Origin of the sequence: Acetobacter malorum (assembly GCF_001580615.1) — a bacterium.
Classification (GTDB): Bacteria; Pseudomonadota; Alphaproteobacteria; order Acetobacterales; family Acetobacteraceae; genus Acetobacter; species Acetobacter malorum.
In genome coordinates this window covers 111,722-135,538 of record NZ_LHZC01000051.1, presented here as the reverse complement: position 1 = coordinate 135,538, position 23,817 = coordinate 111,722, and the positions used below count along the sequence as shown (strand labels likewise).

The 23,817-nt window shown below is 59.2% G+C and carries 20 protein-coding genes and 1 pseudogene; 5 read left to right on the top strand and 16 right to left on the bottom strand.

Annotation, left to right across the window (positions count from 1 at the left end):
• Positions 1-60 precede the first annotated feature (60 nt).
• Together AD930_RS09780 and AD930_RS09775 are read right to left on the bottom strand one after the other, a co-directional pair.
• Positions 61-2,007, bottom strand: a complete 1,947-nt coding sequence (locus AD930_RS09780; protein ID WP_061506079.1) for a lytic transglycosylase domain-containing protein — start codon at positions 2,005-2,007, stop codon at positions 61-63.
• Between the two features lie 210 nt (positions 2,008-2,217).
• Positions 2,218-3,114, bottom strand: coding sequence for a uracil-DNA glycosylase (locus tag AD930_RS09775; protein ID WP_244150557.1), 897 nt, complete (start codon positions 3,112-3,114; stop codon positions 2,218-2,220).
• A gap of 143 nt (positions 3,115-3,257) precedes the next feature.
• Here AD930_RS09775 and AD930_RS09770 point away from each other — a divergent pair, with 143 nt between their 5' ends.
• From AD930_RS09770 to AD930_RS09760, 3 genes are all read left to right on the top strand, one after another.
• Positions 3,258-5,126 carry a tetratricopeptide repeat protein gene (locus tag AD930_RS09770; RefSeq protein WP_061506101.1) on the top strand — a complete coding sequence of 623 codons (1,869 nt, stop codon included), beginning with the start codon at positions 3,258-3,260 and terminating at the stop codon, positions 5,124-5,126.
• Positions 5,127-5,137: 11 nt separating this feature from the next.
• Positions 5,138-6,025 (top strand): 4-(cytidine 5'-diphospho)-2-C-methyl-D-erythritol kinase, encoded by an 888-nt coding sequence (locus AD930_RS09765; RefSeq protein ID WP_061506078.1) that lies wholly within the window; start codon positions 5,138-5,140, stop codon positions 6,023-6,025.
• Positions 6,026-6,101: 76 nt separating this feature from the next.
• Positions 6,102-6,497: a hypothetical protein gene (locus AD930_RS09760; protein ID WP_043551558.1), complete on the top strand. Its 396-nt coding sequence runs from the start codon at positions 6,102-6,104 to the stop codon at positions 6,495-6,497.
• A 66-nt stretch (positions 6,498-6,563) separates the two neighbouring features.
• Here the strand turns inward: AD930_RS09760 and AD930_RS09755 are convergent, their stop codons facing one another.
• The 7 genes from AD930_RS09755 to AD930_RS09725 form a co-directional block, all read right to left on the bottom strand.
• Positions 6,564-7,424, bottom strand: a complete 861-nt coding sequence (locus AD930_RS09755) for a YbaY family lipoprotein (RefSeq protein ID WP_061506077.1) — start codon at positions 7,422-7,424, stop codon at positions 6,564-6,566.
• A gap of 53 nt (positions 7,425-7,477) precedes the next feature.
• On the bottom strand, positions 7,478-8,482 hold the full coding sequence (locus tag AD930_RS09750; protein ID WP_061506100.1) for an SDR family oxidoreductase: 1,005 nt from the start codon (positions 8,480-8,482) through the stop codon (positions 7,478-7,480).
• A gap of 114 nt (positions 8,483-8,596) precedes the next feature.
• The gene (locus AD930_RS09745) at positions 8,597-9,175 is read right to left on the bottom strand and encodes a YqaA family protein (protein ID WP_061490657.1); all 579 of its coding nucleotides are present in this window, start codon (positions 9,173-9,175) and stop codon (positions 8,597-8,599) included.
• Positions 9,176-9,273: 98 nt separating this feature from the next.
• The gene (locus AD930_RS09740) at positions 9,274-9,483 is read right to left on the bottom strand and encodes a hypothetical protein (RefSeq protein ID WP_061506076.1); all 210 of its coding nucleotides are present in this window, start codon (positions 9,481-9,483) and stop codon (positions 9,274-9,276) included.
• Positions 9,464-10,960, bottom strand: a complete 1,497-nt coding sequence (locus AD930_RS09735; RefSeq protein WP_061506075.1) for an MATE family efflux transporter — start codon at positions 10,958-10,960, stop codon at positions 9,464-9,466. The genes AD930_RS09740 and AD930_RS09735 overlap by 20 nt, the downstream gene beginning before the upstream one ends.
• Positions 10,961-11,112: 152 nt before the next feature.
• Positions 11,113-11,937, bottom strand: coding sequence for an ABC transporter ATP-binding protein (locus tag AD930_RS09730; RefSeq protein WP_061506074.1), 825 nt, complete (start codon positions 11,935-11,937; stop codon positions 11,113-11,115).
• A 3-nt stretch (positions 11,938-11,940) separates the two neighbouring features.
• Positions 11,941-12,816 (bottom strand): ABC transporter permease, encoded by an 876-nt coding sequence (locus AD930_RS09725; RefSeq protein WP_061506073.1) that lies wholly within the window; start codon positions 12,814-12,816, stop codon positions 11,941-11,943.
• Positions 12,817-13,024: 208 nt separating this feature from the next.
• Between AD930_RS09725 and AD930_RS09720 the strand changes: the two genes are divergently transcribed.
• Positions 13,025-13,957, top strand: a complete 933-nt coding sequence (locus AD930_RS09720; protein ID WP_043551472.1) for a ribose-phosphate pyrophosphokinase — start codon at positions 13,025-13,027, stop codon at positions 13,955-13,957.
• 5 nt (positions 13,958-13,962) lie between these two features.
• The gene (locus AD930_RS09715) at positions 13,963-14,568 is read left to right on the top strand and encodes a histidine phosphatase family protein (protein WP_061506072.1); all 606 of its coding nucleotides are present in this window, start codon (positions 13,963-13,965) and stop codon (positions 14,566-14,568) included.
• 56 nt (positions 14,569-14,624) lie between these two features.
• Here AD930_RS09715 and AD930_RS17840 read toward each other — a convergent pair whose 3' ends face one another.
• The 7 genes and pseudogenes from AD930_RS17840 to AD930_RS09685 form a co-directional block, all read right to left on the bottom strand.
• Positions 14,625-14,876 (bottom strand): hypothetical protein, encoded by a 252-nt coding sequence (locus AD930_RS17840; RefSeq protein WP_156476970.1) that lies wholly within the window; start codon positions 14,874-14,876, stop codon positions 14,625-14,627.
• Between the two features lie 38 nt (positions 14,877-14,914).
• Entirely contained in the window at positions 14,915-17,938 is a 3,024-nt protein-coding gene (locus AD930_RS09710; protein ID WP_061506071.1) for a glycosyltransferase, read from the bottom strand.
• 291 nt (positions 17,939-18,229) lie between these two features.
• Positions 18,230-19,648, bottom strand: coding sequence for an FAD-binding oxidoreductase (locus tag AD930_RS09705; protein ID WP_061506070.1), 1,419 nt, complete (start codon positions 19,646-19,648; stop codon positions 18,230-18,232).
• Positions 19,649-19,759: 111 nt separating this feature from the next.
• Entirely contained in the window at positions 19,760-20,527 is a 768-nt protein-coding gene (locus AD930_RS09700) for a lysophospholipid acyltransferase family protein (protein WP_061506069.1), read from the bottom strand.
• A 69-nt stretch (positions 20,528-20,596) separates the two neighbouring features.
• Positions 20,597-21,553, bottom strand: coding sequence for an ABC transporter ATP-binding protein (locus AD930_RS09695; RefSeq protein ID WP_082781822.1), 957 nt, complete (start codon positions 21,551-21,553; stop codon positions 20,597-20,599).
• Between the two features lie 331 nt (positions 21,554-21,884).
• Positions 21,885-22,845: pseudogene (locus AD930_RS09690) on the bottom strand (ABC transporter ATP-binding protein); the annotation flags it as partial.
• Complete coding sequence (locus tag AD930_RS09685) at positions 22,835-23,809, bottom strand: ABC transporter permease (RefSeq protein ID WP_082781814.1); 975 nt, start codon at positions 23,807-23,809, stop codon at positions 22,835-22,837. The gene AD930_RS09685 and the pseudogene AD930_RS09690, both read right to left, overlap by 11 nt.
• Between the last annotated feature and the right edge of the window lie 8 nt (positions 23,810-23,817).

Sequence of the window (23,817 nt, the reverse complement as noted above, 5' to 3'; positions counted from 1 at the left end):
GCAACCTGCCGTGAGGGGGCTGGTTTCAGCGTCGTGCTAATCCAGCCCGGCGTGGTCTGATTAGTGCAGAACCCGCGTATTAATGGTGTGGGCCAAAGCCTGCTCATCCGCAAAATCCGGCCACTCATTTCGGGCTAATGCTGTGAGGGAAGGCGTCGGCAGTTTTAGCTTGGCGGCATAGATCCACAGGTAGGAGAGCGCGCGGTGGACGTAAGCCCGTGTTTCCGTGTTGGGGATCAGTTCCATGAACAGCAGCGGATCATCCGAGGAGGAGGCCGCTTTTTCCCACCGGGCCAGCGCCGTGGGGCCGGCATTGTAGCTGGCCAGCAGGCGGATCATATCGCCACCGCGCAGAGGCGTGTGGGCGTTATGGCGCGTCAGGTCCGCCAGATACTGCACATAACGCTGCCCGATTTCCAGATTCAGGCTGGGGTCATGCAGGTCGCTTGTCGCGTTTTCAAACCGGTGGTTCAGCGTGTTGGGCGGGCTGGTCACAAAATCAGCCGTAAGCGGGCGGATCTGCATCAGCCCATGCGCCCCGGCACCGGAGACGGCCTGCGGGTCAAAGTTCGATTCCAGCCGGGTCAGCGCATAGACCAGTGCGGGGTCCATAATAAACCCGTGGCGTGGCTTGAGCAGCGGGAGCGGCAGATTTTGCTGCTCCGGCCCCTGTGCTGAGGAGTGGGCCTGCAGGGCGTCAGACATCTCCGCAGAGAGGTCATGCAGGCCTGCGGCATCCGCCACCAGCTGGAAGGATCGTGCAAGGGTTACGTCATGCAGGTCCGGCCAGGCCCGGCGGATGGTGTTTTCCGCCCGTTCCTGCTCCCCGACCTGCAGCAGAGCAAACACCCGCCGCCCGATATCGGTCGCCCCCACTGCTTCAATATCAATTTCCGTCAGAACCTGTGCCGAGGGCGCTTTGCCTGAGGGTTCCAGCGGGGAGAAGCTGACTTTCCGGACATGGTCGTGCTCATGCTCATGGCTGGCACTTGCACGATGCAGAATGCGGGTGGCCAGAAGCCCGTAGAAAGTTGTGGGAAAGGCCTCAGCATGCTGGAGCCAGGTATGGCGGGCATGGTCCTGCCCCAGCTTTTCATGCGCGCGGGCGGCCCAGAAGGCACAGGCAGAGCGCATTTCCGGCGTGGCGGTTGCGGCATGAGAGGCTTTTTCAAAGAAAGGTGCCGCCTGCTCATAATCCCCCTGCTGCCACAGGGCCAGTCCGGCCACATACCCGGCCAGAGCATTTTTGTTCCGGGAACCTTCCACTGCGGTCTGGCTGATTTCCAGCGCCACATCCGTTTCCCCGGCATTCAGCATCGCCTGAGCGGTCTCTGCCTGAAGCTGGGCGGCGTAGGCGGGCGTCATGCCCGGTGTGGCGGTAATCAGATGCAGGGCGCTATGCACGCCCTTCAGGCCCCAGCCAGTGCGTTCACGCAGGGTGCGGTCCAGCAGCGGGTTCCGGGTAAAGTCCAGTGTCAGCGGGTCAGCAGGGATGCTGGTATGGTCCGGTGCCAGATGGGTGGAAACCGGCACGGGTGGCATCGGCCCTCCACGCTGGGGCAGGGCCGCCAGACGCGCCCAGATGGCCGCACCGTCGGCATAGGACACATATTTCTTCAGCCAGGCCCGCAGTTCCGTCGCACCGGGGTGGTACGAGGGGTTGAGATAGCGGTCGGCCTCAATATCGCCCAGCAGCGTGGCGTCTGTGAGCCGGGTCGTGCTGGTGATGGCTTCGGCAAAGGCCCCCTGTCTCTGGAGGCGGAAGATGGACTTGATCTGTGTGCTGACTTCCGGGGAGAGCGGCTTTGGCAGGGGAATGTCATCCCCCTCCGGAAACGCCTGTCGTGGCATGACCATCGCAAGCTCTTCGCTGTGCGTGTCCTGCCCCGTCCCGGGGAGCTTGGCATAGGCTTTCGTCGCTACGACGGAAGCACCGGCCAAAAGGGCGGCTCCGGCCATAAAGGCCTTTGCCGCGATTTGATGAGGGATCTGTCCTATCGCTCGCATGGCTGGCGGGGTCTATGTGGTTCTGCGCCAAAAAGCAAGTTTACTCTCTGTAAGCACTCAGGAGGAGTGCTTGAGAAAACGGGGAAACGCTGCTGTGAATAGCTGGCGAATAGGGGGAGAACTACTTGTGTTCAATAAGGAAATTATCGTCTGAATAGAGTCGGCTTTATTGTTGTGACTTCAGGATGTTCCACTGGCGCTCCCGTGGATTCAACCACTGCCCCGTAGCGTTTGTGCAACAAGCATCAGGTCCTGCCAGATTTCCTTACGGGCGGTGGCGCTGGCCCGCAGCTGGAGCGGGTGGCGCATGACAAGGGTGGGGAGTGGCGCGGCCAGACCGGGGATAGCCGCAGGCCCCCAGCTTCTGCGGGGCAGGGGCGTTTTGGCGTCCAGCAGCATCCGGGCCGGAAGGCGCCCGCACAGCAGCAAACGCTGGGGGGCAAACAGGGCAATGGCTCGTTCCAGAAAGGGGCGACACAGCTTGAGTTCGGCCTCAGTCGGTGCGCGTCCGCCCGGCGGCCGCCAGGGCAGGGCTGTGGCCAGCAGTAAGGTCTGCCGGTCCAGCCCCAGTGGGGTGAGCATGCGGGCCAGCAGGTCACCACACAGGCCGGAGAAGACCGCACCGCTCCGGTCTTCATCCGCATCCGGGGCTTCCCCGATAATCATCAGCGGGGCCTGAAGCGGGCCGGTTGGGAAGAGGGTGTGCATGGCAGTTGTGCGCAAGGCACATGCGGAAAAACCATCAACAGCCGTCCGTAAAGCCTCCGGCGTGGTGGCCGCCGCTGCCAGAGTCCGCGCCTGTGCCAGCGTTTGCGCCAGCAGAGCCGGGCCACTTTGCGCTGCCGCAATCGGCGGGCGGGTAATCTCTCTGGAAGGTGGGGGCGTCTGGCCGGAAACGGAGGGAGCAGGCGGCGCAGCGCGACCCTGAGCGCCCGTCAGACGCCCATCCGGGGCGCGCCGCAGAGCGGGCTCCTCATCCGGGAAACGCATTTTGCCCAGCCGGGCGAGGCGCTGGTCCACCGGGGAGTCGCCCACCACGGTATCCACGCCCCATTCCCCGTACAGGCGCAGAAGAGACAGAGCGGCGTCCATCAGGTAAACTGCCACAAAACGGAGGGGCCGGTTTGGCGGTTGGCTGCGGGCAGGGTAGAGAAGTATCCGCCGTTCATGTCATGTCTCCCCAGTCTTTGACGGAACGGGGCGTATCCAATGGCCTGTTAGGGCCTCTGCCGCTCCTGGATAGGGTCATTATGCTGTTTTGTCGCCTTCTGCCTACGGTTTTCCTGCTGCTATCCGCTTCGGTTCTGACCCCGTGCGCGTCTGCCGCCGTTCCCAAAGGGGCAGAAACCAGCCAGACAGCCCCACCGGAAAAAGCACCGGGCACTCCGGTTCCGACCAAAAGTGAAGCCCTGCCAGAGGCTGGGCACATCGATTCGGGGTCCTTCCTCACCGCCGTGGTCGCCACGCATCAGGGGGATGATCTGGACGCAGCCCGGGCCTTTCGGGCCGCTGCGGCGGCAGACCCCACTAATCAGGACCTTGTGAAGCAGGCCTTTATCCGCAGCGTGCTGGCCGGAGACCCGGAGGCCGTGCAACTGGCACGCGTGACAGCAAAGCTTCCGGAGGGGCAGAGCATCATTTCCTCACTGGTGCTGGGGAACGATGCCACAACACGGGGTGACTGGACGGAAGCGGCCCGTTTCTACCAGCAGGCCGGCGCAGACCCCATGGCGCACCTTATTATGCCGCTGCTTCAGGCATGGTGTCAGCAGGCGCAGAGTCATACGGATGAGGCCATTGCCTCTCTGACGCATATTCAGGGTTCTGTGCTGGTGCCGTTTTATACGCTGCACGCAGCCATGATTGCGCAGACGGCCGGCCAGACGGCCCGTGCGGGAGATCTGTTTGCGCAGGCTGCCAAAATGATGCCGGGCTATGACCTTCTGCTCACGCGGTCTCAGGCTGCATGGCTCTGGTCTCAGGGGCAGCAGGACAAGGCGCGGTCCCTCATGCGGGGCATGATTCAGGCAGACCCGGTGCTGGCGCTGGCCGGAGCCCAGTTGCAGGCCACCATCAGCCATTTTCCCGTTACGTCCGCGCAGAGCGGTATTGCCCGTGCGTATGTCCTGACGGCGTTTCTCCTGCGTCAGCAAGGCCGCCAGCAGGGGCGGAGCCAGCATCCCGGCCCGAACGATCATCAGTTTGATGAGGCCTCTCGCCTGATGCTGGGCTTTGCGCTGGGGCTGGACCCGCATCTGGCGGAAGCCCGTCTGATGCTGGCGGAAATTCAGGATGATGAAGGCCACCAGACTGCCGCGCGTGAAACCTTGCTACGCATCCCGCAAACAGACCCGCTCTATCCCGTAGCCGCCTTCCGTCTGGCGCTGGTGGATGGTTCCACCGGGCATCTGGATGAAGCGCATACGATTCTGACGCGCCTTGCGCAGGATACGGGCGGGCAAGGGCTGGCCGTGCGGGCGCTGGGCAACACCCTGTCTGCTCAGAAGGACTGGAAGGGTGCCATTACAGCCTACAATCAGGCCGTAACACAGGCGACAGCCAGCAAGACGCTGGACTGGTCCCTGCTGTTCCTGCGGGCCGTGGCGTATCATGAATCAGGTGACTGGCCGCGTGCAAAGGCCGACCTGCAACAGGCGCTGAAACTGGCCCCGGATGAACCGCTGCTGCTCAACTTCCTCGGTTATTCCATGGTGGAGCGCAAAGAGAATCTGAGTGAAGCGGAAGCCCTGCTGCGCAAGGCCGCTGATCTGGACCCGCAGGATGCCGCTATTCGGGATAGTCTCGGGTGGGTCAGGGTCGAACAGGGGGATCTGGCGGGTGGTACCGCTCTGCTGGAACGCGCTGCCGAGCAGACGCCGGAAGACCCGGAGGTTAATTATCATCTGGGCGAAGCCTACTGGCGCGCCGGGCGGAAAAGCGAGGCAGTGGACCAGTGGAATGTTGCACTCGGTCTGCACCCCGAACCAACGGATGAAGCCCTGATCCGGGCCGCACTGGCGCGTGCCGCAGCCGCCGGAGTGAATAAAGCCACACAGCAGCAGAGCCCCCCTCCGGCTGAGAGCGGCCCTGCCAAAAGCGGAGGAAAGCACACGCCGTGACGTCAGCCACGATGGACCCCACCACCCAAACCCTGACCGAAGCCGCCCCGGCCAAGATCAACCTCTACCTGCATGTCACCGGCAAACGGGCTGACGGCTACCATCTTCTGGACAGTCTGGTGGTGTTTGCCGGGGCGGGCGACCGCCTGCGGTATGAGCCGGGGCCGGAAGCCCTGCATCTTGTGCTGGCCGGGCGTTTTGGCGCGGCACTGAGCGATGCGGCAGGACCGGATAATCTGGTGATGAAAGCGGCCGCGGCACTGGAAGCTGTGTGTGGGCCTGATGCGCAGGTGCGTGGCGGTCGTCTGGTGCTGGAGAAAGATCTGCCCGTGGCGTCCGGCATTGGCGGCGGCTCAGCCGATGCGGCTGCGGCACTGCGGTTGCTGAACCGCGCATGGAACGCGCAGGTGGATCACGCCACGCTGTTGCGGCTGGCGGAAAAGCTGGGCGCGGATGTGCCTGTCTGTCTGGCCAGCCAGAGTGCCCGTATGGAAGGCATTGGCGAAGAACTGAGTGCTGCCCCGGTTTTGCCGGAGTGCGGCATGGTGCTGGTGAATTGCGGTCAGGCTGTCTCCACCCCGGATGTGTTCCGTAAGCGCGATGGCGCGTTCCTGCCGCGTGCGGCGCTGCCTGCCCGATGGACGGATGCCGCGAGTATGGTGGCTGATCTGACCCGGCTGGATAACAGTCTGGAAGCCCCGGCCTGCGTGGTGTGCCCGCCGGTTAAAACCGTTTTGTCAGCTATTGAGGCGCTGCCTGAGTGCTTGCTGTCCCGCATGAGCGGGTCTGGCGCGACCTGCTTTGGCCTGTTTCTCTCCGTGCAGAGTGCACAGGCCGCAGCAGCCCGTCTGGCGCAGGCGGAACCCGGCTGGTGGGTTTGGGGTGGCGGCCTAGTCTGAACCGGGCCCAAAAAAGAACCGTAAGCGCTTTGCTCAGAACTCTGATAAAGTGAAGTCCATAATAAAGGGGGGCCTTATGTCTTCTAAAATTGACCTGACTCTCTCTGAAGACAACACCACTGTTCAGATGACACTGCCGGGGCAGGGTGATGAACCAACGGTTGAAGTGCCACTTTCACTGGATGAAGTGACCAGCCTGATTACGGTGCTGGGGCGGTTGCGCCAGACCATGATGGCGGATCATGAAATCCCGCCGATTGAAGGCGCAACCTTTACACCTGTGACCCGCACACGCTGGGCTTTGCAGCCCGAAGCGCGGACGGATGGTTCTCTGCTGGCTTTCCAGCATCCGGCTTACGGTCCGGTTGGGCTGGTGCTGGCCCCGCAGGATGCGGACCGTCTGGGGAAAGCCCTGCAACTGCACGAGCAGATGCGGCGTGACCAGAAGGCCAGCCGCGGCAAACTCAACTAAAGCAATCTGAAACTTTTACCTGTCTGTCAGGGGTGAGCCGCTCTGGCCCACGCCAGATAAAAGCCCTCAGCGCGATGTCGGGGCGATCTGCGCAGGCAGGGTGTCGGTCGCGGGATTACCCGAAGTCGGTGCGGCTTTGTTAGATGCGCCCTCGCTTGCGTCATTAGGCTGGCGGCGGAACACAACCGTCGGCTTGTCCTGCGCATCGACCAGCGCCAGCACATCACCTGTCGGGGCCAGATGCCAGCCGCGCGTGGCTTCCATATTCTTCAGGAAAAGCTGCTCCGTCGCCATGGCCTGAGGCAGACACGCCATACGCGTTGTCATCATCGGGCCGAAGGTGATGGTAGCACCTTCCAGCGTCGCTTTGCTGCGCACCCCGTTGCAGCCGCTAAAGCCGGATACTGTGCCGTCTTCCTCAATGCTCACCGTGGGCGCTTTGCTGCTTTCCGTCACCGGAGCATCGCCAAGCCGTTCGGCTTTCCATGTGCCGATCGGGCTGGCTGTCGCACTGGCGGACGCCCGGCTGAGAACCAGCGTGATGTTAGACGTGTTTCCTGCCCGCACCGGATTTTGTGTGGTGGTAATAAACCACGGGCGGCCTTCCACAAAAATGGTGGCTTCCAGCGCGTAGCTGTGGCCGGCTTTCAGCAGGGCACGGTTAAACTTCAGCGTGAAGGGAATAGGCACCTGCCGCGTGGCCCGCAGGGACGTTCTGGCCAGAACAGGCGCTTTAGCATCCGCTAAGGAAATATCCAGCAGGCGAACTTCCACAACTGACGGGGGAAGGGCCATCCGCTCCCGATACGTCACATTGCCTCGCAGGGTGGTGGTCGCAGCCTGAGCGGACAGCGGTGAGAGAACGGCAGCACTTACGCCGCAAAGGGTCGCGACCAGCAGGGAGCGACGCAGAAAAGACGGGGTCACGCTAAGGGAACCTCCTGTTTTAAGGCCAGAAACGAGTCACGCGAAAGGCCGCCTTAACGACGACCGTTACGGATATGGGTGATCAGGCCCGTAAGCCCCGCAGCCAGTGCGGCGCCAAACAGACCAGCCCGTACGCTGGACGTCACAAAGAAAGAGAGAGGGCTGTCCACGCGCCGCGCTTTTTCATCAAACGCGCCATGGGCGGCAAATGCGCCGGGGGCGGATTTGAACAGATCATCCGCCGCGGTGCTGTCTGCCCCGGTTTTTTCCAGCTGGGCCTTGTAGCCATGCTCCGCCATGCGGGCTTCCCGGCAGCCCGGGCCCAGAATGCGCCAGATGGAAGCCAGCGTGGTGCTGGGGCCAATGGAAATGGAGCGGCTGGTGGTAAAGGCCGCCCGGCAAATAGCTTCTGCCGCCACTTCCGGTTCATAAACCGGGCCAACAGGCTTCAGGCGCTTGCCCGTCAGGTTGCGGGTCCAGCCATAGCGGGGGGTGTTGATAGCGGGCAGATCCACCATCACAACCCGAATCCGGTCCGCGTCATGCAGCAGTTCCGGGCGCAGGCTTTCACAAAAACCACGCAGGGCAGAGCGCGCCCCATTCTCAGCAGCCTGAAGAGGCAGGCCCCGCAGAGAAGGTGCCAGATCCAGATTGATAATGGCCCCATGCCCACGGCGACGCATGTGCTTTAAAGCCGCCAGCGTGCCGTTCACGCTGCCCAGATAGGTGACTTCCGTTGCGCGCTGAATGTCCCTGGCGGACAGCACGGCCACCTGGCCGACCACGGTTGCACCGGCGCAGTTAGCCCAGACAGTAATGGGCCCAAGCTCGGCTTCAATCTGGACAGCGGCCTGTTCAACCGCATCGGCGTCCGCTACATCCACCGGGATCACCAGCGTGCGGATGGAATGGGCCGCCAGTTCTTCCGCTGCGTCTTTCAGCCGGTCTTCATTCCGGCCCAGCAGGGCGATGTCAAAGCCTGCACGCCCCAGCGCACGGGCGGCGGCCCGGCCAATGCCTGCTCCGGCACCGGTAATGACAGCGATCTGCGTTGGCATGCTCATCGTCTCCCTGCAATCAGTCTGTAGAGGTTGCTCTTTATGCTGTCTTGCGCCGGAACCGCCAGCCCTGCAAGGCAGGAGGCAGCGCGGCAGCCGTGCAGAGATCTGGCGTCACAGATACCGCAGCGCGAGCAGTCCGCCTACCAGCAGGACGGCAAAAACGCCCATCACCAGCGGCAGGCGGCGTTCCAGAAAATCCTGAATCGGTGCGCCAAATTTCCACAAAAGTCCGGCGACCAGAAAAAACCGCACGCCCCGCGTCACCAGACTAGCCACAATAAAAGGCAGCAGGGCGAAGTGTGCCATGCCGCTGGCAATGGTGACAAATTTGTAAGGGATAGGAGTCAGCCCCTTGAGCAGGATAATCCACACGCCCCACTGGCGGAATTTGTCCTGCAAGGCCGTCAGCGTATGTTCTGCATGGTAAAAATGCACAATCGGCAGGGCCAGATGCTCCAGCAGAAAAGCGCCGATGACCCAGCCCAGAATCCCGCCGAGGACACTCGCCCCCGTGCAGAGCGCAGCGTAAACCCACGCCTTGTCCCTGCGGGAGAGGACCATAGGCACCAGCAGCGTTTCCGGCGGAAGCGGGAAAAAGCTGGCTTCCGCAAAGGCCAGAGCCACCAGCCACCAGGGCGCATTGGGGCTGGCTGCGTGCCGTAACACGCGGGCATACAGGCGGTTAAGCATGAAAAAACGGGCCGGATGATGAAATGAAAGTCATCAGGCCTTGATGCCACGCGTTTGAGTCTCAGGCCAGTGGCTATCTCTGGCCTCCAGGCGGCAGATTACATGCGCTCGCGGCGCAGAACCTCTTCCGCCTTGGCGTGAATGGTGTCGTATTCATCCTGCGTCAGGCTGCCACGGTGCAGCATTTCACTGGCGCGGGCCAGCGCATCCCGCGCGTGGGTGGCGTCCGGAATGGGGTAGCGGCGGCCGGGGAGGGCAAAAGCATCGTCCGGCAGTGCATTACGTTCTTCAGTGGTCAGTTTTGACATGGTCTTCACTCCTGTCCGTCTCACGAAAGGCCGGGGCTTCCAGCTCGTCCAGTTCCGCCATGGCGGCTTCTGCACTCACGGTCGGGACGTCTGAAACCGGCACTTCTCCCGGTCCCGCCGGAACATGGGCGGGGCATGGGCTGCTGAGGGTACGCGTGACTCTGAACGCGGTAATCACGGCAAGAGATCCAAAAACAATTCCGCCGGCCGCATGCCCCAGCTGTACACCGGCCGGGCCAAACCGGCTGCCAAACCAGACAAAGGGAATTGTGCCCAGTGTGGCCCGCCCCCAGTTGAAGGCGGTGGAATAGAGCGGGAAGCCCAGATTATTGAACGCCGCGTTGGCCACAAACAACATGCCGACAAACAGGAAGGCACCAATGGTCCATGAGCAGAACAGATGAATGAGCAGAGCAGCATTGCCCTGCGCATGGAACCCGGCCACCACGTAATCCTGCAAGGCAGCCAGCAGGACCCATGTGGAGCCTACGCTGAGCATGACGAGCTTGAGGGCGGCCGTCAGCGTCTCCCGCACACGGTCATACTGCCCGGCTCCCAGATTTTGCGCCATGATGGGGCCGACTGAGCCGGTGAGGGCAAAGACCAGAGAGAATAATACCGGCACCATGCGCTCGATGGAGGCCTGTCCGCCCACGGCTTCCAGCCCGAAGGAGGCCATTGCTCCCGTCACATAAGCGCCGGCAACTGGCGTGGCCAGATTGGTCAGAATGGCAGGCATTGCTACCCCGGCGACATGACGGGCATCCGGCAGAATGCGGGAAAGGTCAGGGCGGGCAATCATGTCATGCCGCAAGGCCCCGCGCAGACCCGCAGCAGCCACTACCAAGCGGGACAGTACGGTGCTGATGGCGGCCCCGGTCAGCCCTTCATGCAGCCCGAAAATCATCAGCGGGTCCAGCACGGCGGCCACCACGGCCCCCAGCAGCGTGATGTGCATGGAGCCTTTGGCGTCGCCGACTACGCGCATCAGAGAAGAGGCCGCCATGCCCACACAGATCAGCGGCAGAAAAGGACTGACAACGTGCAGATAGGCCGTGGCACGTTCCAGCGCATCCCCCTGCGCACCAAACAGATGCAGCACAGGATGCGCCGCAAGGGAGGTGATCAGCCCGAGCAGCAGTGCGACGACCAGCGTGACAATCAGGGAGGAAGAGGCAATATGCCGGGCTTCTTCATGCCGTCCCGCGCCAATCTCCCGCGCGGTAGCGGCACTCAGGCCAATGGTCATACCAATAGAGACGGCAATCTGCAGGCCCAGAACGGCCCCGGCAAACCCGATGGCCGCGGTCAGGGCCGGGTCATTCAGATGGCCGATATAGACCATGTTGAGCATGTCCACCGCAAAAACGGCCATCAGGCCAATGGCCCCGGTGCCTGCCATGACAATCACGTGCCGCATGATGCTGCCGGTTGTAAAACAGGCCTTCTGTCTGCCGGGCGGAGGTTGCCGGGTCATATATGCTCCGTTCTGGTACCTTGCGGGTGCCGTATCGTGTCAATCCGGCGCGATGCGGGAGAGTATGTCATGCCTGTTATCCGGCGCGAATGGGGAAAGCTGAATGCCCTGTCTGCCGGGAGCGCACGGCAGGAGGCAGGAGGGAATGAGGCTCAGGGGGTGATGAGGGGCTCGGCGGCATTTTCTGCGGGAAGAATGGGGTCAGGAACCGCTTCCTTTTTCTCCAGATCTTCCAGCGGGTGCCCCAGATAGGCTTCCAGAACCTCGCGGGTCGGGCCGTCCATACGGACACGCCCTTCCTCCATCCAGATCAGCCTGTTGCACCAGTCGGCCATAACGTCTGCCATATGGCTGGACAGCACCAGAATATCCGCTTTGGACACCAGCGTTTCCAGCCGCTTGCGGGCGCGCTGGCGGAAAGAGGCATCCCCCGCCATAAACCATTCATCCATCAGCAGCACATCGGGCATGATGGCAGTGGCGAGGCCGAAGGAAAGCCGCACGGTCATGCCGGAGCTATAGGTCTGTACCGGCAGGTCCAGAAAGGAGCCAAGCCCGGCAAAGGCTTCCACATCCTCTTCCACCGCGCGGATGTCAGTGGGGGAAAGTCCGGCGAACATGCCCCGCAGGCGGATGTTCTCGCGCCCTGTCAGCTCCATGTTCATGCCCAGTGAGGGGTCCAGCAGTGTGCCGATATGCCCGCTGACGGTCACACTGCCATTTACGGGTTCATAAATACCGGCCAGTGCGCGCAAAAGCGTGGTCTTGCCTGCGCCATTCCCGCCGACCAACCCCAGCCTGTCACCGGGGTTGAGCGTAAAGCTGACATCCCGCAGGGCCTGCACCACCACACGGTCTCGCTCATCATGCGTAAACCGGCCACTCAGAGAGTTGCGGATGGTCTTTTTCAGGCTGCGGGCGTTGCCGTGATAAAGCGGGAAGGAAATTTCCAGATCGCGGACCGTAATACCGACCATGCGTTACACCCAATAAGCCAGACGGGCCCGCATGCGGGCAAACAGTGCGAAGGTGAACACCGTCAGCCCCGCAGACCAGGCAAGAGCTGCGGGCCAGATGGCGGTGTTGACAATATCCCCGGTAAACGGTGTTCGCACAATTTCCATCAGCGGAAAAAACGGGTCCAGCAACAACCAGTCCTGCCCGGTTTTCATCAGCTCCGGGGCCCACAGGATGGGGGTCACAAAAAACAGGATTTGCAGGGTGCTAGCCACAATCGGCGGCACATCGCGGAAGCGCGCACCCAGAATGCCGAGCAGCAGTGTTGCCATAAAGCTGTCAAAAATCCACAGAGCACACGCCGCCCCCATGGTCCAGGACCACGAGGGGGCTACCCTGAACCATAGGAAAACCACCACAACCACAGGGATGTTGTGTGCCAGCGTCAGCAGGTTCCGCACCGTGGCGCGCAGCACATGCAGGCTGTAGGGCATGCGGGCAGAATGGATGAGCCCTGCGGCGGAGGTGAAGGTGGTGCATCCATCCTGCAGGGTGCTCCCCACAAACCCCCAGAGCACAAGGGAAAGGGTCAGGAAGGGCAGATATTTATGCACATCCATGTTCATCAGATAGGCATACAGCACGCCCATCGCCGCCACCATGACGGCGGTTGATGCGGTCAGCCAGAACGGGCCGAGGATGGAGCCACGGTAACGCAGTTTGATATCCAGCCAGCCCAGCGTGGCCCCCAGCCGCGCCAGTTTCATGCCGGAGAGGAGATCCTGCCAGGCATGGCGAAGGTAGGACGTGCCTTTTTCCGGCAGAAGAGTAAGCACCGGCTCCGGCGTGGTGGGAGAGGGCGTATATCCGGTTGCGGGGGTGGTCTGCATGCTGTCCATGATACTCCATGGCGATAGAGAACAGAGTGCCTGTGCGCAAGAGCGTGGGTGAAGGTGGCGCGTTCAGGTTGTGCTTTTTTGCCACGCTGCGTGTGTGTCTGCCCTGTCGAGCGTCTCTCATGGATGACAACAGGCCCTGTGGTTGCTAAACCCGGCCCCGCTGTAGCCGTCTCACCCTAACGTAGAAAAGCCGGGAACCCTCCTTATCATGAAGATTGTCGCCTGTAACAGCAATCTGCCGCTGGCCAAGGCCGTTGCCGCGGAACTGTCCCTGCCTCTGTGTAATGTGACTGTCCGCCGCTTTGCGGATATGGAAGTCTTTGTCGAAATTCATGAAAATGTGCGTGGTGAGGATGTGTTCGTCATCCAGAGCACCTGCACCCCGACAAATGACAACCTGATGGAACTGCTGATTATGCTGGACGCGCTGCGGCGTGGGTCTGCCCGGCGAATCACCGCAGTCATTCCGTATTTCGGGTATGCGCGGCAGGATCGTAAATCCGGCCCCCGCACGCCTATCAGCGCCAAGCTGGTTGCCAACCTGCTGGTGGAAGCCGGTGCCAGCCGTGTGCTGACGCTGGACCTGCACGCCATGCAGATTCAGGGCTTCTTCGACATCCCGGTGGATAACCTGTATGCCGCCCCGCTGTTTACCCGTGATATCCTCACCCGTTACGGCGACCGTGACCTGATGATCGTCTCCCCGGACGTGGGCGGCGTGGTGCGTGCGCGTCAGCTGGCGCAGCGCCTGAATACCGATCTGGCTATCATCGACAAACGGCGTGAACGCGCTGGTGTGTCTGAAGTGATGAACGTGATTGGTGACGTGCGTGGCCGCCACTGCCTGCTGGTGGACGATATTGTTGATAGCGGTGGCTCTCTGTGCAACGCAGCGCGGGCCATTGCCAATAACGGTGCAGCCTCTGTGGGTGCTTACGTGACGCATGGTGTGCTGACCGGGCAGGCTGTGGAGCGCATTGCGAACTCCCCGATTGAAATGCTGACCTTGACGGATAGCATCATGGCCACTGAAAGTGTGACGGCAGCACAGAACATCCGGCAGGTGACCATTTCCAACCTGCTGGCACAGGCCATGCGGGCCGTTGCTGATGAAAGTTCCGTCTCCTCCCTGTTTGATTGAGATCCATGACACAGCTTCACCCCCGCTCTTACTGGTATCTTCGTCACGGCCAGACCGACTGGAACCGTGAAGGTCTGTCTCAGGGGCGCACCAACGTGCCCCTGAACGCGACGGGGATTGCACAGGCCGATGCTGCGGCGAAGCTGTTTCAGGATGGCATTCAAACCCATGCGCCCATCACGCACATTGTCAGCTCCCCGCTCGACCGGGCGCTGAAAACGGCCACTATTGTGCAACAGGGATTGGTGGCGGAGGGATGTGCCCCTCTGCCGCTGACGACCGATATCGGGCTGGAAGAAGTCTGCTTTGGTGAGCAGGAAGGCCAGCCGATGGGCGACTGGTACGATAGCTGGATTGCCGGAGACTATACCCCCAAGGGTGCCGAACCTTTTGCAGACCTGCGGGCGCGTGCTGTTGCTGCGGTCAACCGGGCGACGGAAGTGGGGGGTATCCCTCTGATTGTCGCACACGGTGCACTGTTCCGGGCGCTCCGCTCCGCTATGAGCCTCCCCGCCAATGTTCGCCTGCCTAACGCCACGCCGCTGTGGATTCAGCCCCCGGAAGAACAGACTGGTCCAGCAGCATGGCAACTGACCGTGATGGCGGACTGAGAAATTCTTTAAAACATTGTTTGATGAAGTGTATGGTGCATTCAGGTATCATATCTTCATGAAATGACGCCTGAAAAGATGGCTTTCCCAAATTCGGCTATGGCAAAGAGAAAAAATACGTAAGAAAAAATACCCCATAGGTAGAGTAAAGAAATAAAAATTAGTCCCATTTTCTTTTTTCGGCTATCGGAATAAAAAACCACCTCTCGGACTGTTAAAACAAGTCCTAGAATGAGAAGGGGTGGAATAATAAAAAATACTCCAAGAGAAAGAATGATAAATGCCGGTATTTCCAGAGCGTGTAACATAATATTCTACCGTAATTGTGGGGTAATCGAATTAAAAATCAGGGTCGGACTAACAGATCGCCAAGAGCGTCGCCCTGTGTTTTGAAAACCCCCAGATAGTTATACGGCGCCATGAGAATGGCAATAAGAGAAGGCAGGGAAGTGTGCAGTGGGATCACCAGCCCGCCGCCGGCCTGCTTTATTCTTTCTGCCGGCGCGCCAATATCATATACAATAGTGGCTCTGTTGCTCGCCCAGATGTGCGTCAACACATAGGACCATGTCTCAGGCCAGAGAGACGGCAGAAAAAACCAGTCGATCGCATATTTTTCGGTCAATGGCTGTATTTCATATTCCTGATAACGGCCAGTCATGGTGACAACGCCTGTTTCCAGAAGCGGCGCGTCATCACAGCTATAACCAATAATAACCAGATGGATGGGAATATGGTGGGTTTTGATGAAGTTCGCTAAATTGATAAGAATATCATAGCCTTTTTCAATACTGATTGCACCTAAAATCCCGACAATACGTTTTTCATGGTGTGCTTTTGGAGGAAAAAAGAGCGTATCAACATTCAGAATATGCTCCCACGGCGTAACATCTGTCTGAATGGTGGTGAACTGTCGTGTGACGCGGTTTGCTGCATCTTGAGAAGGGCAGATGACATGTTCTGCAGTGTCCAGAATACGCTGGCTCCACTGACGGAGTTTTTGTAAAGGGGCTGGGTCATCAGTTCGGCTGCCAAAGGTGTTGATACAGCTCAGACAAGTTTGAAGGTCAGGTTCGCCACAATAATGGTTTTGATCCGCTACCAGCGTGATGCGTGGGCAGAACCAGGAATAATCATGAATATAAACGTCATACGGCAAACCAAGCTCTGAAAGACTGAAAATCTTTTCAATCGTGCTGCCAATATAACTATGGATTTCAAATTTCGTGCAGTTGAGTTCTTTGTAAAGTGCTCTGAAACTAAAGGCATTGCGGGGAATGGTCAGGTTTGGATAGTCTTTGTCCCGCAGTGACGTCAGTCTCCAGACCAGGCGGCCAGAACGATGACGTTCAGGTACCATGACAAATGCAAAAACACCTGCCTGTTCGTAAAGAGACGCACGGTGCCAGACATGGCGCAGAATGCCGCCTTCCCGATCATGCCTGATCAGAATAACGGATTTCAAAAACGGTCTGCTTTGATGCAGACGGGCCAGATCCAGTTTTTTTCTGTAAGGGGCGAGTGGGTCCCGGTTCTGCCAGCGTGTTACAAGCTGATCGTAACCCGGATGCAGCCCATTCAGAACATGCAGGTTTCTGGCAATCAGATCGGATTTGACGGGGCTGAACGACTGGCTTTCAGCGTGCCCGACAAAGGTTCCGAGACAGGCGACATGGCGCCAGCCTAACGCTGAGGCCCGACGCGAAAAATCATTTTCCTCCCCGTAGCCTTGCGCAAAAATATCTTCGCGGAGCAAACCGGTTTGCTCCAGACAGGCAGATTTGACATACATGCAAAATCCGTGAGCGGTCGGCACATCAACCGTCTCTCCCTGCCAGACCCTGCCCATGACAGCGCTGATGTCCTGACACGCTCTGGCATCAGGAATGGGGTTGATCCCGGTTGTGGAAGGATAGCTGAAAATGGTGGCGTTATTTGAGAGAGGCGTTGCTGTTCCAATGTCAGCTTCTGTATAGGCTGCTCTCTGGAGCTGTGTCAGCCAGTTGCGACACACAAGGGTATCACTGTTCAGTAAAACAACGTCTTCCTGCGGTCTTCTATGACGTAAACCTCGATTGACAGATTTTGGAAAGCCAAGGTTTTCCTCATTATTGAGGATCAACACAGCAGGTTTATTCTTTATTTGGGAAAGGTATTCTAGAATATCAGAATTTGGTGAAGCGTCATTGACGATAATGAATCGGGCATGCGGCGCTTTGTGCTTTAGGCATAGAGTAATACAATTTTTGGTAGCTGAAAAACCATTATAAACTGGAATAATAATCGCAACAGAAGGCCATTTTCGTGTTGTGCTCGATTTTTCTGAGAGGAGAGCAGGCGGGGAATCACTTTCCTTCAAGGGGACGGCGGGAAAGAGGCGAGCTATCTCCTGCGCATACTGTCTGGCGCTTTCAGCAAAAGGATCAAGAGCGAGAGGGCTGCCATACAAAGGTTTGCCATACTCAGAGCAAACACTGAACACAGTTCCTTTTGACGCAAGTTTTTCCTTTTTTATGGAAAAAGAATTCTTGATTGCGTCTCCGGCAATGTTTTCTGGCGCGAAAAATTTTATCGTATCGGTAAAAAAGTGGATAGGCTTCTGACTATGATGATGAGGCTTAAGGACGAGTTTGACTGCACCTTCCGGGTTGGATGGATAACGGGCCCAGCCAGAAAGGCCATCGGGCCCAGAGGAAACAAACCCTTCTGTTTTAAGAAAATGCGGGATTTCAAAGAGACCACCAAGCAAGGCATCGTGCTGGATCGTAACGTGGACCTGCTTGAATGTTTTCCACTCTGACGGAAGAGTAATGGAAATTTTCTTATTATTTGAAAGAATTTTAAAGGAAGAAGCAGGATACCTAACGCCATCTATGGCAACGCTGATATCTTGCGGATCAACAGGTCTGCGAAAAGTCAGGTGAAGCTTGCCAGAGCCTGAAAATGTACACCATCCTGCCTTGTTTGTAGCAAAACACATGGCCTGAGCCAGAACCTGAAAAGCGGGGAGATCAAGGTCCGTATAGGTGCCCAGAAGAGACTGGAATTCCTCATAAGCCTGTGTGTAGTGCGAAAACCGCAATCGGGTTGCGACCAGTAAAATACGGCAGATGCGTGATTGTGATCGTGATGCGATGAATTCAAAGGGCTCAGAGGCTGTCGGGATGCCAAGAAGCAGCCGTATGATCCCGATCCCCATTGTAATCAGTCCGTTATCAGGCTGAACTCTTTGTAAATATTCCCAGTTTTCCAGACGCTTGGGAAAAGACGAAAAATCCAAAGAACTGGATTTTTCTTTTTCGACTGAATATTCAATAGTCAAAAGAATTTTGATCAAGAATTTACGAAAAATCGTATTTTCTGTAATCATTCAGCGCCCTTATTTTTCGATAAATTTAAAATCGTAAAAAACATATGTTCTTAATAAGATTATTTCATAGGTCTTTTTTGAGTGAATGAAAACACCTTTATTTCCATGTGTTTTTGTATGAAGCATATTTGTTCACGCAGGATATCGATCATCCTGAGCATAGAACCTTGTGGCCACGGGTGCCAACGGCGTCCCGCTCCCAACGCGTCCGCCTAGCCGGAGAGAGTTAAGCACCACAAACTGTGTGCCGTCTGCATCCCTCTCCGTGTTCCGTGTGGGACGATAACCGTTTTATCCCTGATAGACTGGCCCGGTCGGTAAAAGCTTGCCCGGATTGAGAATGTGGTGCGGGTCCATGGTATTTTTTAAAGCACGCATCACGCTCAGAGCTCCGGCTCCATGCTCAGTTTCCAGAAAATCGAGCTTACCCATGCCAACGCCATGTTCCCCGCTGCATGAGCCTTCCAGAGCCAGTGCACGGGCAACAATCTTCTTGTCCAACTCCCATGCCTGTGCGTGTCCTTCGGGTGTGTCTTCCGTAATAATCAGGGTATGGAAGTTCCCATCCCCTACATGGCCCAGCAACGGGGCACGCAGGCCGGAGGCTTTGATATCCTCATACACCCCATCAATCAGAGTGCCGAGGCGGGAGATGGGCACAATGCAGTCTGTGGAAATAACGCGCGCCTGCGGGTCCAGCGCTTTGGCAGCCCAGAACGCGTCATGCCGGGCTTTCCAGAGGCGGGAGCGATCTTCCGCACTTTCAGCCCATGCAAAACCGAGCCCGTTATTGGCTTCTACCAAGGCTTCCGTTGCGCTCACCTGTTCCTGCACTGCTGCGGGGGCACCGGCAAACTCAAAAAACAGCGTGGTAAGGGGGCGATACCCTTCCAGTTTGGAAAACTGAATGGAGGCCTGCATCTGCACAGGGTCCATCAGTTCTACGCGGTTGATGGGAATACCGCACTGAATGATTTCCATGGCGGTCTGCACAGCATCATGCAGATTTTCAAACTGACAGACGGCGGCAGACAATGTTTCAGGACGCCCATGCAATTTCAGCTGGACTTCCGTAATAATACCCAGCGTGCCTTCTGACCCAACAAACAGAGACGTCAGATCATACCCGGTCGAAGACTTCCGCACACGTCCTCCTGTCTGGATAATCTCACCTGTTGCCAGAACCACCGTCAGACCCAGCACATTTTCCTTCATGGTGCCGTAGCGCACGGCAGCGGTGCCAGAGGCGCGGGTTGCGCACATGCCGCCCAGTGTGGCCTCGCCACCGGGGTCCACCGGAAAGAACAATCCGGTATCGCGGATCTGTGCATTCAGGCTCTGGCGTGTCAGGCCAGCCTGCACGCGGCAATCCAGATCTTCCGCGTTGACCGCAAGAATACTGGTCATGCGAGAGAGGTCGAGACTGATGGCATGCTCCGGCGGCACCACATGCCCCTCAACCGATGTGCCAGCCCCAAACGCCACTACCGGCACGCGCTGGGCGTGGCAGGCACGGAGAACAGCCGAAACATCATCCGTGCTTTCTGCAAAAACCACAGCCTCTGGCAGGCAGGCAGCATTCATCGCCTCGCCGTGGCTATGTTCTTCCCGCACAGAAGGCGCGGTGCTGATCTGCGTATCCATGGTGGTCCGCAGTGTGGTCAGAACAGCTTGCAGGCGCTCTGCGGCGGAGGCGGCGTTTTCAGGCATCACGAAATATCCAGAAAGAAAAATAGGCTATCAGGGTCCACTTTCATAAAGCAGAATGGTATTTTGGTAAAATTTTCTGCTTCTGTGCTCTGATTTTCGATCTGCAAGTCGTCACGTATCTCGTAACGTTGTTTGCGTTAGCCCCTGTTTCAGCAGTGTTTCTGTTGTTTCCACCAGAGCGCGTCCACTGGCTTCGTCACGGGCAGGAGCGGGGAAGCGTGGGGCAAGATGGATCCTGTAGCGCATGGGGAGTGGAGGCCGCCGCAGGAAGGGCCAGCCCTGAGACAGGTAGGGGGAGTTCGTTTCAATCAGGATGGGTTGCACAGCGGAGCGGGTGCGTTGCGCAATGGCGGCAAAGCCCGGCTGAAACGCTCCCGGCTCTGCGCCGGCACGGGAGCGTGTACCTTCGGGAAAGAGCAGAAGCTGGCAGCCTTCTTTCAGGCTGTCTGTGGCGGGGCCAATGAGCTTTAACAAACTATCATGCCGGATATAGCCTGCCGTGCGGAGGGTGCTACCCAGCGAAGGGCGTTCCCAGATGGACGCTTTTGTCACACAGACCAGCCGGGGCAGGGCCGCGGCCAGAATCAGGCTGTCCAGACGGGAGGGATGGTTGGCAACCAGTACCAGCCCGGTTTCCTGCCGGATGGCAGCAAGGTCACGCAGGTCACACTCCAGAATGCCCATGATGTGAAGAAAACGCACGGAAAAACGAGCAACATGATAGAGCCAGAAACGGCCCAGTCTCCGCCGCCGAGGCCCTTCTGGCAGCAGGCTTCGCAGGACAAAAGCCCCGGCATCCAGTGCCAGAAAAATAACGGCAATTCCCAGCAGGGAGGCATAAAAACGCACACAGGCGCTTAAAGCAGAGAGGCGGAACATGCGGGCTCAGGCTTTATCCGTCAGAGTGATAGCCCTGCAAGATGAGGGCTTTTCTGCATACTGGGCCGCTCAGCCTTCTGCCAGTGGAAAATGACACGCGACAGAATGGCTCGGTCCGATCTTGCGCAGGACTGGTTCTTCTGTTCGGCAGCGGTCCTGCACAAACGGGCAGCGCGTATGAAAGCGGCAGCCTGCGGGGCGTGCCACCGGGCTGGGAATGTCGCCGCCCAGTGGCGCCGCGCGGACAGCACCCACCATAGGGCGGGGCACGGCAGCCGTCAGTGCTGCAGAATACGGGTGCGCGGGGCGGTGCAGCACGGCATCTGTCTCGCCCAGTTCCACCACAGCGCCGAGATACATGACGGCCACGCGGGTGGAAATCTGCCGCACTACGGCCAGATCATGCGCAACAAACACGTACGTCAGCCCCAGCCGGGCCTGAAGGTCGGCAAACAGATTAACAATCTGCGCCTGCACGGAAACATCCAGCGCGGACACGGGCTCATCCGCCACCACCAGCCGAGGAGAGAGGGCCAAAGCGCGGGCGATATTGATACGTTGCCTCTGGCCGCCGGAAAATTCGTGCGCATAACGGTCCAGTGCTCCAACAGGGAGACTGACCAGATCCATCAGTTCATGCAGGCGGTTGATGATGGTCGCGCGAGCCCGCTTGCGCCCGTCTGGGCCGGGATGAACCTTGAGTGGCTCGGCCAGCAAGTCCCCAATGCGACGGCGCGGATTGAGCGAGGCATAAGAGTCCTGAAACACCATCTGCATCCGCTGCCGTAAGGGGCGGAGGGCGCGTTCTTTCAGATGGGTGATATCCTGCCCCTCAAACAGAATCTCCCCGGAAGAAACATCCATCAGCCGAAGCAGGCACCGGCCCAGCGTGGACTTGCCGCAGCCGGATTCTCCAACCAGCCCCAGCACTTCTCCCGGCATGACAGAGAGCGAAATCCCATCAACCGCCTTCAGGGTTTGCCCGCGCGGCAGATGATAAGTCTTGCGCACGTCTCGCACTTCCAGCAGCGGTCTGGCACTGGCACTGGCACTGGCACTGGCACTGGCACTGGCACTGGCACTGGCACTGGCATGCGTGCTTGTGGCGGTGGGGGCGGGGGGTACTGAACTGGTCACTGATGTGCCTCCCCGGAAGAGAATGAAGTTGGGGGCGGGAGGGCCTGATCCGGAGTGTCAAAGTTAGGCTTTGTGGAAAGCTCACTGTGCGTTAGCCGGGCCGGCAAGGGTGTGCCTTCTGCCGGAAGAACGCAGGCGGCAAACTGGACAGGGGGGGGCGATGTGCCAGCAGCCGAGGTATGGGCGCTTGCTTCGTCCGGTTGAGCAGTCAGAGGATGATACCCCGTCGGCACCAGTGGCGGAGGTGGAGCGGGCAAGCACGTGTCATGCACATAGGCGCAGCGTGGTGCGAAGGCGCAGCCCGCCGGGCGCTCCAGCGGGGGTGGGGGGGCTCCGGCAATGGCAGGCAGGCGGTGCGGGCGTGGACCATCCAGCGGCGGGATGGAGGCCAGAAGAGCAGCCGTATAAGGGTGGCCGGGGTGGGCAAACAGGGCATCTGTCGGGCCGGTTTCCGCCACCCTGCCTGAATATAGCACGAGTGTCGTATCACAGGTTTCGGCCACAACGCCCATGTCATGCGTAATCAGCAGCACGGAGGAGCCGTAGGTGCTGCGCAGGGAGCGGATCAGCTCCAGAATTTGGGCCTGCACGGTTACGTCCAGCGCTGTCGTGGGTTCATCGGCAATCAGCAGGGACGGGTTGCAGGAAAGCGCCATCGCAATCATGGCGCGTTGCCGCAGCCCCCCGGAAAGCTGATGCGGGTAGCGGTCTGCCGTGCGGGCCGGGTCTGGCACGCCCATTTCTGCCAGTAGTTCGACCGTGCGGGCACGGGCCTGCTTGCGGGAGAGTCGCTCATGCGCGCGGATCTGCTCATCAATCTGCCAGCCGATGGTGTAAACCGGCGTAAAGGCCGTCATCGGGTCCTGAAAGATCATGGCAATCTCGCGCCCGCGCAGGCGACGGAGTTGCTTTTGTGGCAGCCCGACCAGTTCCTGCCCCCGGAACAGGGCTGAGCCGGTAATCTGCACACCCGGGCTGTCAATCAACCCCATCAGCGCCATGGCGGTGACGGATTTGCCAGAGCCGGATTCTCCCACCAGCCCCAGAATATCCCGCTCACCCAGCGTGAAGGACACATGTTCCACAATCGGGATCATGCGCCCACGGGAGGGAAAGCTGACGCACAGGTCCCGCACATCCAGCAAGGGGGCAGCCATCGGAGGGGCGGTCTCAGCGGGCATCACGCACCCTCGGGTCCAGGAAGAGGTAAAGGATGTCCACCACCGCATTAGCTAGCACCACAAACACAGCGGAATACATCACGGTGGCCATAATCAGCGGCAGGTCCAGATTGGTGAGCGCCTGATAGGTCAGCCGCCCCACACCGGGCAGTCCAAACACTACTTCCGTCAGCAACGCGCCGCCGCCCACAAGCTGCGCAAAATCCAGCCCGAACAGGGAGACAAAGGTCACCATAGAGGTGCGCAGGCCATGGCGCAGCAGAATACGGGTAGGGGAAAGCCCCTTGGCCCGTGCCGTGCGCATAAAGTCCTCGCCGGAGAGAGCCACCAGATCCGCCCGTAAGACGCGGCTGTAAATGCCGATGAACATGACGGCCAGCACAATCCACGGAATGACCAGCGCCTTGAACCACCCCCATGGATTTTCCGTCAGTGGCACGTAGCCCAGCCCCGGCACCCATGAGAACAGCCATGTGTCATGATACCGGCTTTGCGTGATGAGGTTGGCAACCTGCCCCAGCCAGAAAACCGGCATGGAAATGCCGATCAGTCCCAGCATCATCAGCCCACGATCAACCCATGTCCCTTTCATGGCTGCAGCGATAGTGCCCATGGCGATGGACAGCACCACCCAGATAAGAGCCGCCCCACACACCAGAGAAACCGTAACAGGAGCCGCACGGGCAATTTCCGGCACGACAAGTTCACCCCGATCCACATAGGAGGCGAGGTCCTGCGTGATGAACAGCTTCTTCATCATGGTGGCATATTGCACAGGCAGAGGGCGGTCGAACCCGTATTCCTGCCGCACTTTTTCCATGGTCTGGGGGGAGGCGTTCCGCCCGGCAATACGGGCTGTGGGGTCCGCGCCCGGTGTGGCGAAAAACACCAGAAACACGAGCGCTGAAATCCCGAACAGAACGAACACGGTCTGCCCGAGCCGACGGAGGAGTGCCATCATCATGCGTCAGC

Bases quoted from the DNA above. Each gene is read 5' to 3' on its own strand.
- AD930_RS09710 (WP_061506071.1), bottom strand. From the start codon at position 17,938: ATGATTACAGAAAATACGATTTTTCGTAAATTCTTGATCAAAATTCTT.
- AD930_RS09730 (WP_061506074.1), bottom strand. From the start codon at position 11,937: ATGGTCGGTATTACGGTCCGCGATCTGGAAATTTCCTTCCCGCTTTAT.
- AD930_RS09740 (WP_061506076.1), bottom strand. From the start codon at position 9,483: ATGTCAAAACTGACCACTGAAGAACGTAATGCACTGCCGGACGATGCT.
- AD930_RS09720 (WP_043551472.1), top strand. From the start codon at position 13,025: ATGAAGATTGTCGCCTGTAACAGCAATCTGCCGCTGGCCAAGGCCGTT.
- AD930_RS09770 (WP_061506101.1), top strand. From the start codon at position 3,258: ATGCTGTTTTGTCGCCTTCTGCCTACGGTTTTCCTGCTGCTATCCGCT.
- AD930_RS09725 (WP_061506073.1), bottom strand. From the start codon at position 12,816: ATGGACAGCATGCAGACCACCCCCGCAACCGGATATACGCCCTCTCCC.
- AD930_RS09700 (WP_061506069.1), bottom strand. From the start codon at position 20,527: ATGTTCCGCCTCTCTGCTTTAAGCGCCTGTGTGCGTTTTTATGCCTCC.
- AD930_RS09780 (WP_061506079.1), bottom strand. From the start codon at position 2,007: ATGCGAGCGATAGGACAGATCCCTCATCAAATCGCGGCAAAGGCCTTT.
- AD930_RS09715 (WP_061506072.1), top strand. From the start codon at position 13,963: ATGACACAGCTTCACCCCCGCTCTTACTGGTATCTTCGTCACGGCCAG.
- AD930_RS09750 (WP_061506100.1), bottom strand. From the start codon at position 8,482: ATGCCAACGCAGATCGCTGTCATTACCGGTGCCGGAGCAGGCATTGGC.
- AD930_RS09705 (WP_061506070.1), bottom strand. From the start codon at position 19,648: ATGCCTGAAAACGCCGCCTCCGCCGCAGAGCGCCTGCAAGCTGTTCTG.
- AD930_RS09760 (WP_043551558.1), top strand. From the start codon at position 6,102: ATGTCTTCTAAAATTGACCTGACTCTCTCTGAAGACAACACCACTGTT.
- AD930_RS09765 (WP_061506078.1), top strand. From the start codon at position 5,138: ATGGACCCCACCACCCAAACCCTGACCGAAGCCGCCCCGGCCAAGATC.
- AD930_RS09735 (WP_061506075.1), bottom strand. From the start codon at position 10,960: ATGACCCGGCAACCTCCGCCCGGCAGACAGAAGGCCTGTTTTACAACC.
- AD930_RS09685 (WP_082781814.1), bottom strand. From the start codon at position 23,809: ATGATGATGGCACTCCTCCGTCGGCTCGGGCAGACCGTGTTCGTTCTG.
- AD930_RS17840 (WP_156476970.1), bottom strand. From the start codon at position 14,876: ATGTTACACGCTCTGGAAATACCGGCATTTATCATTCTTTCTCTTGGA.
- AD930_RS09745 (WP_061490657.1), bottom strand. From the start codon at position 9,175: ATGCTTAACCGCCTGTATGCCCGCGTGTTACGGCACGCAGCCAGCCCC.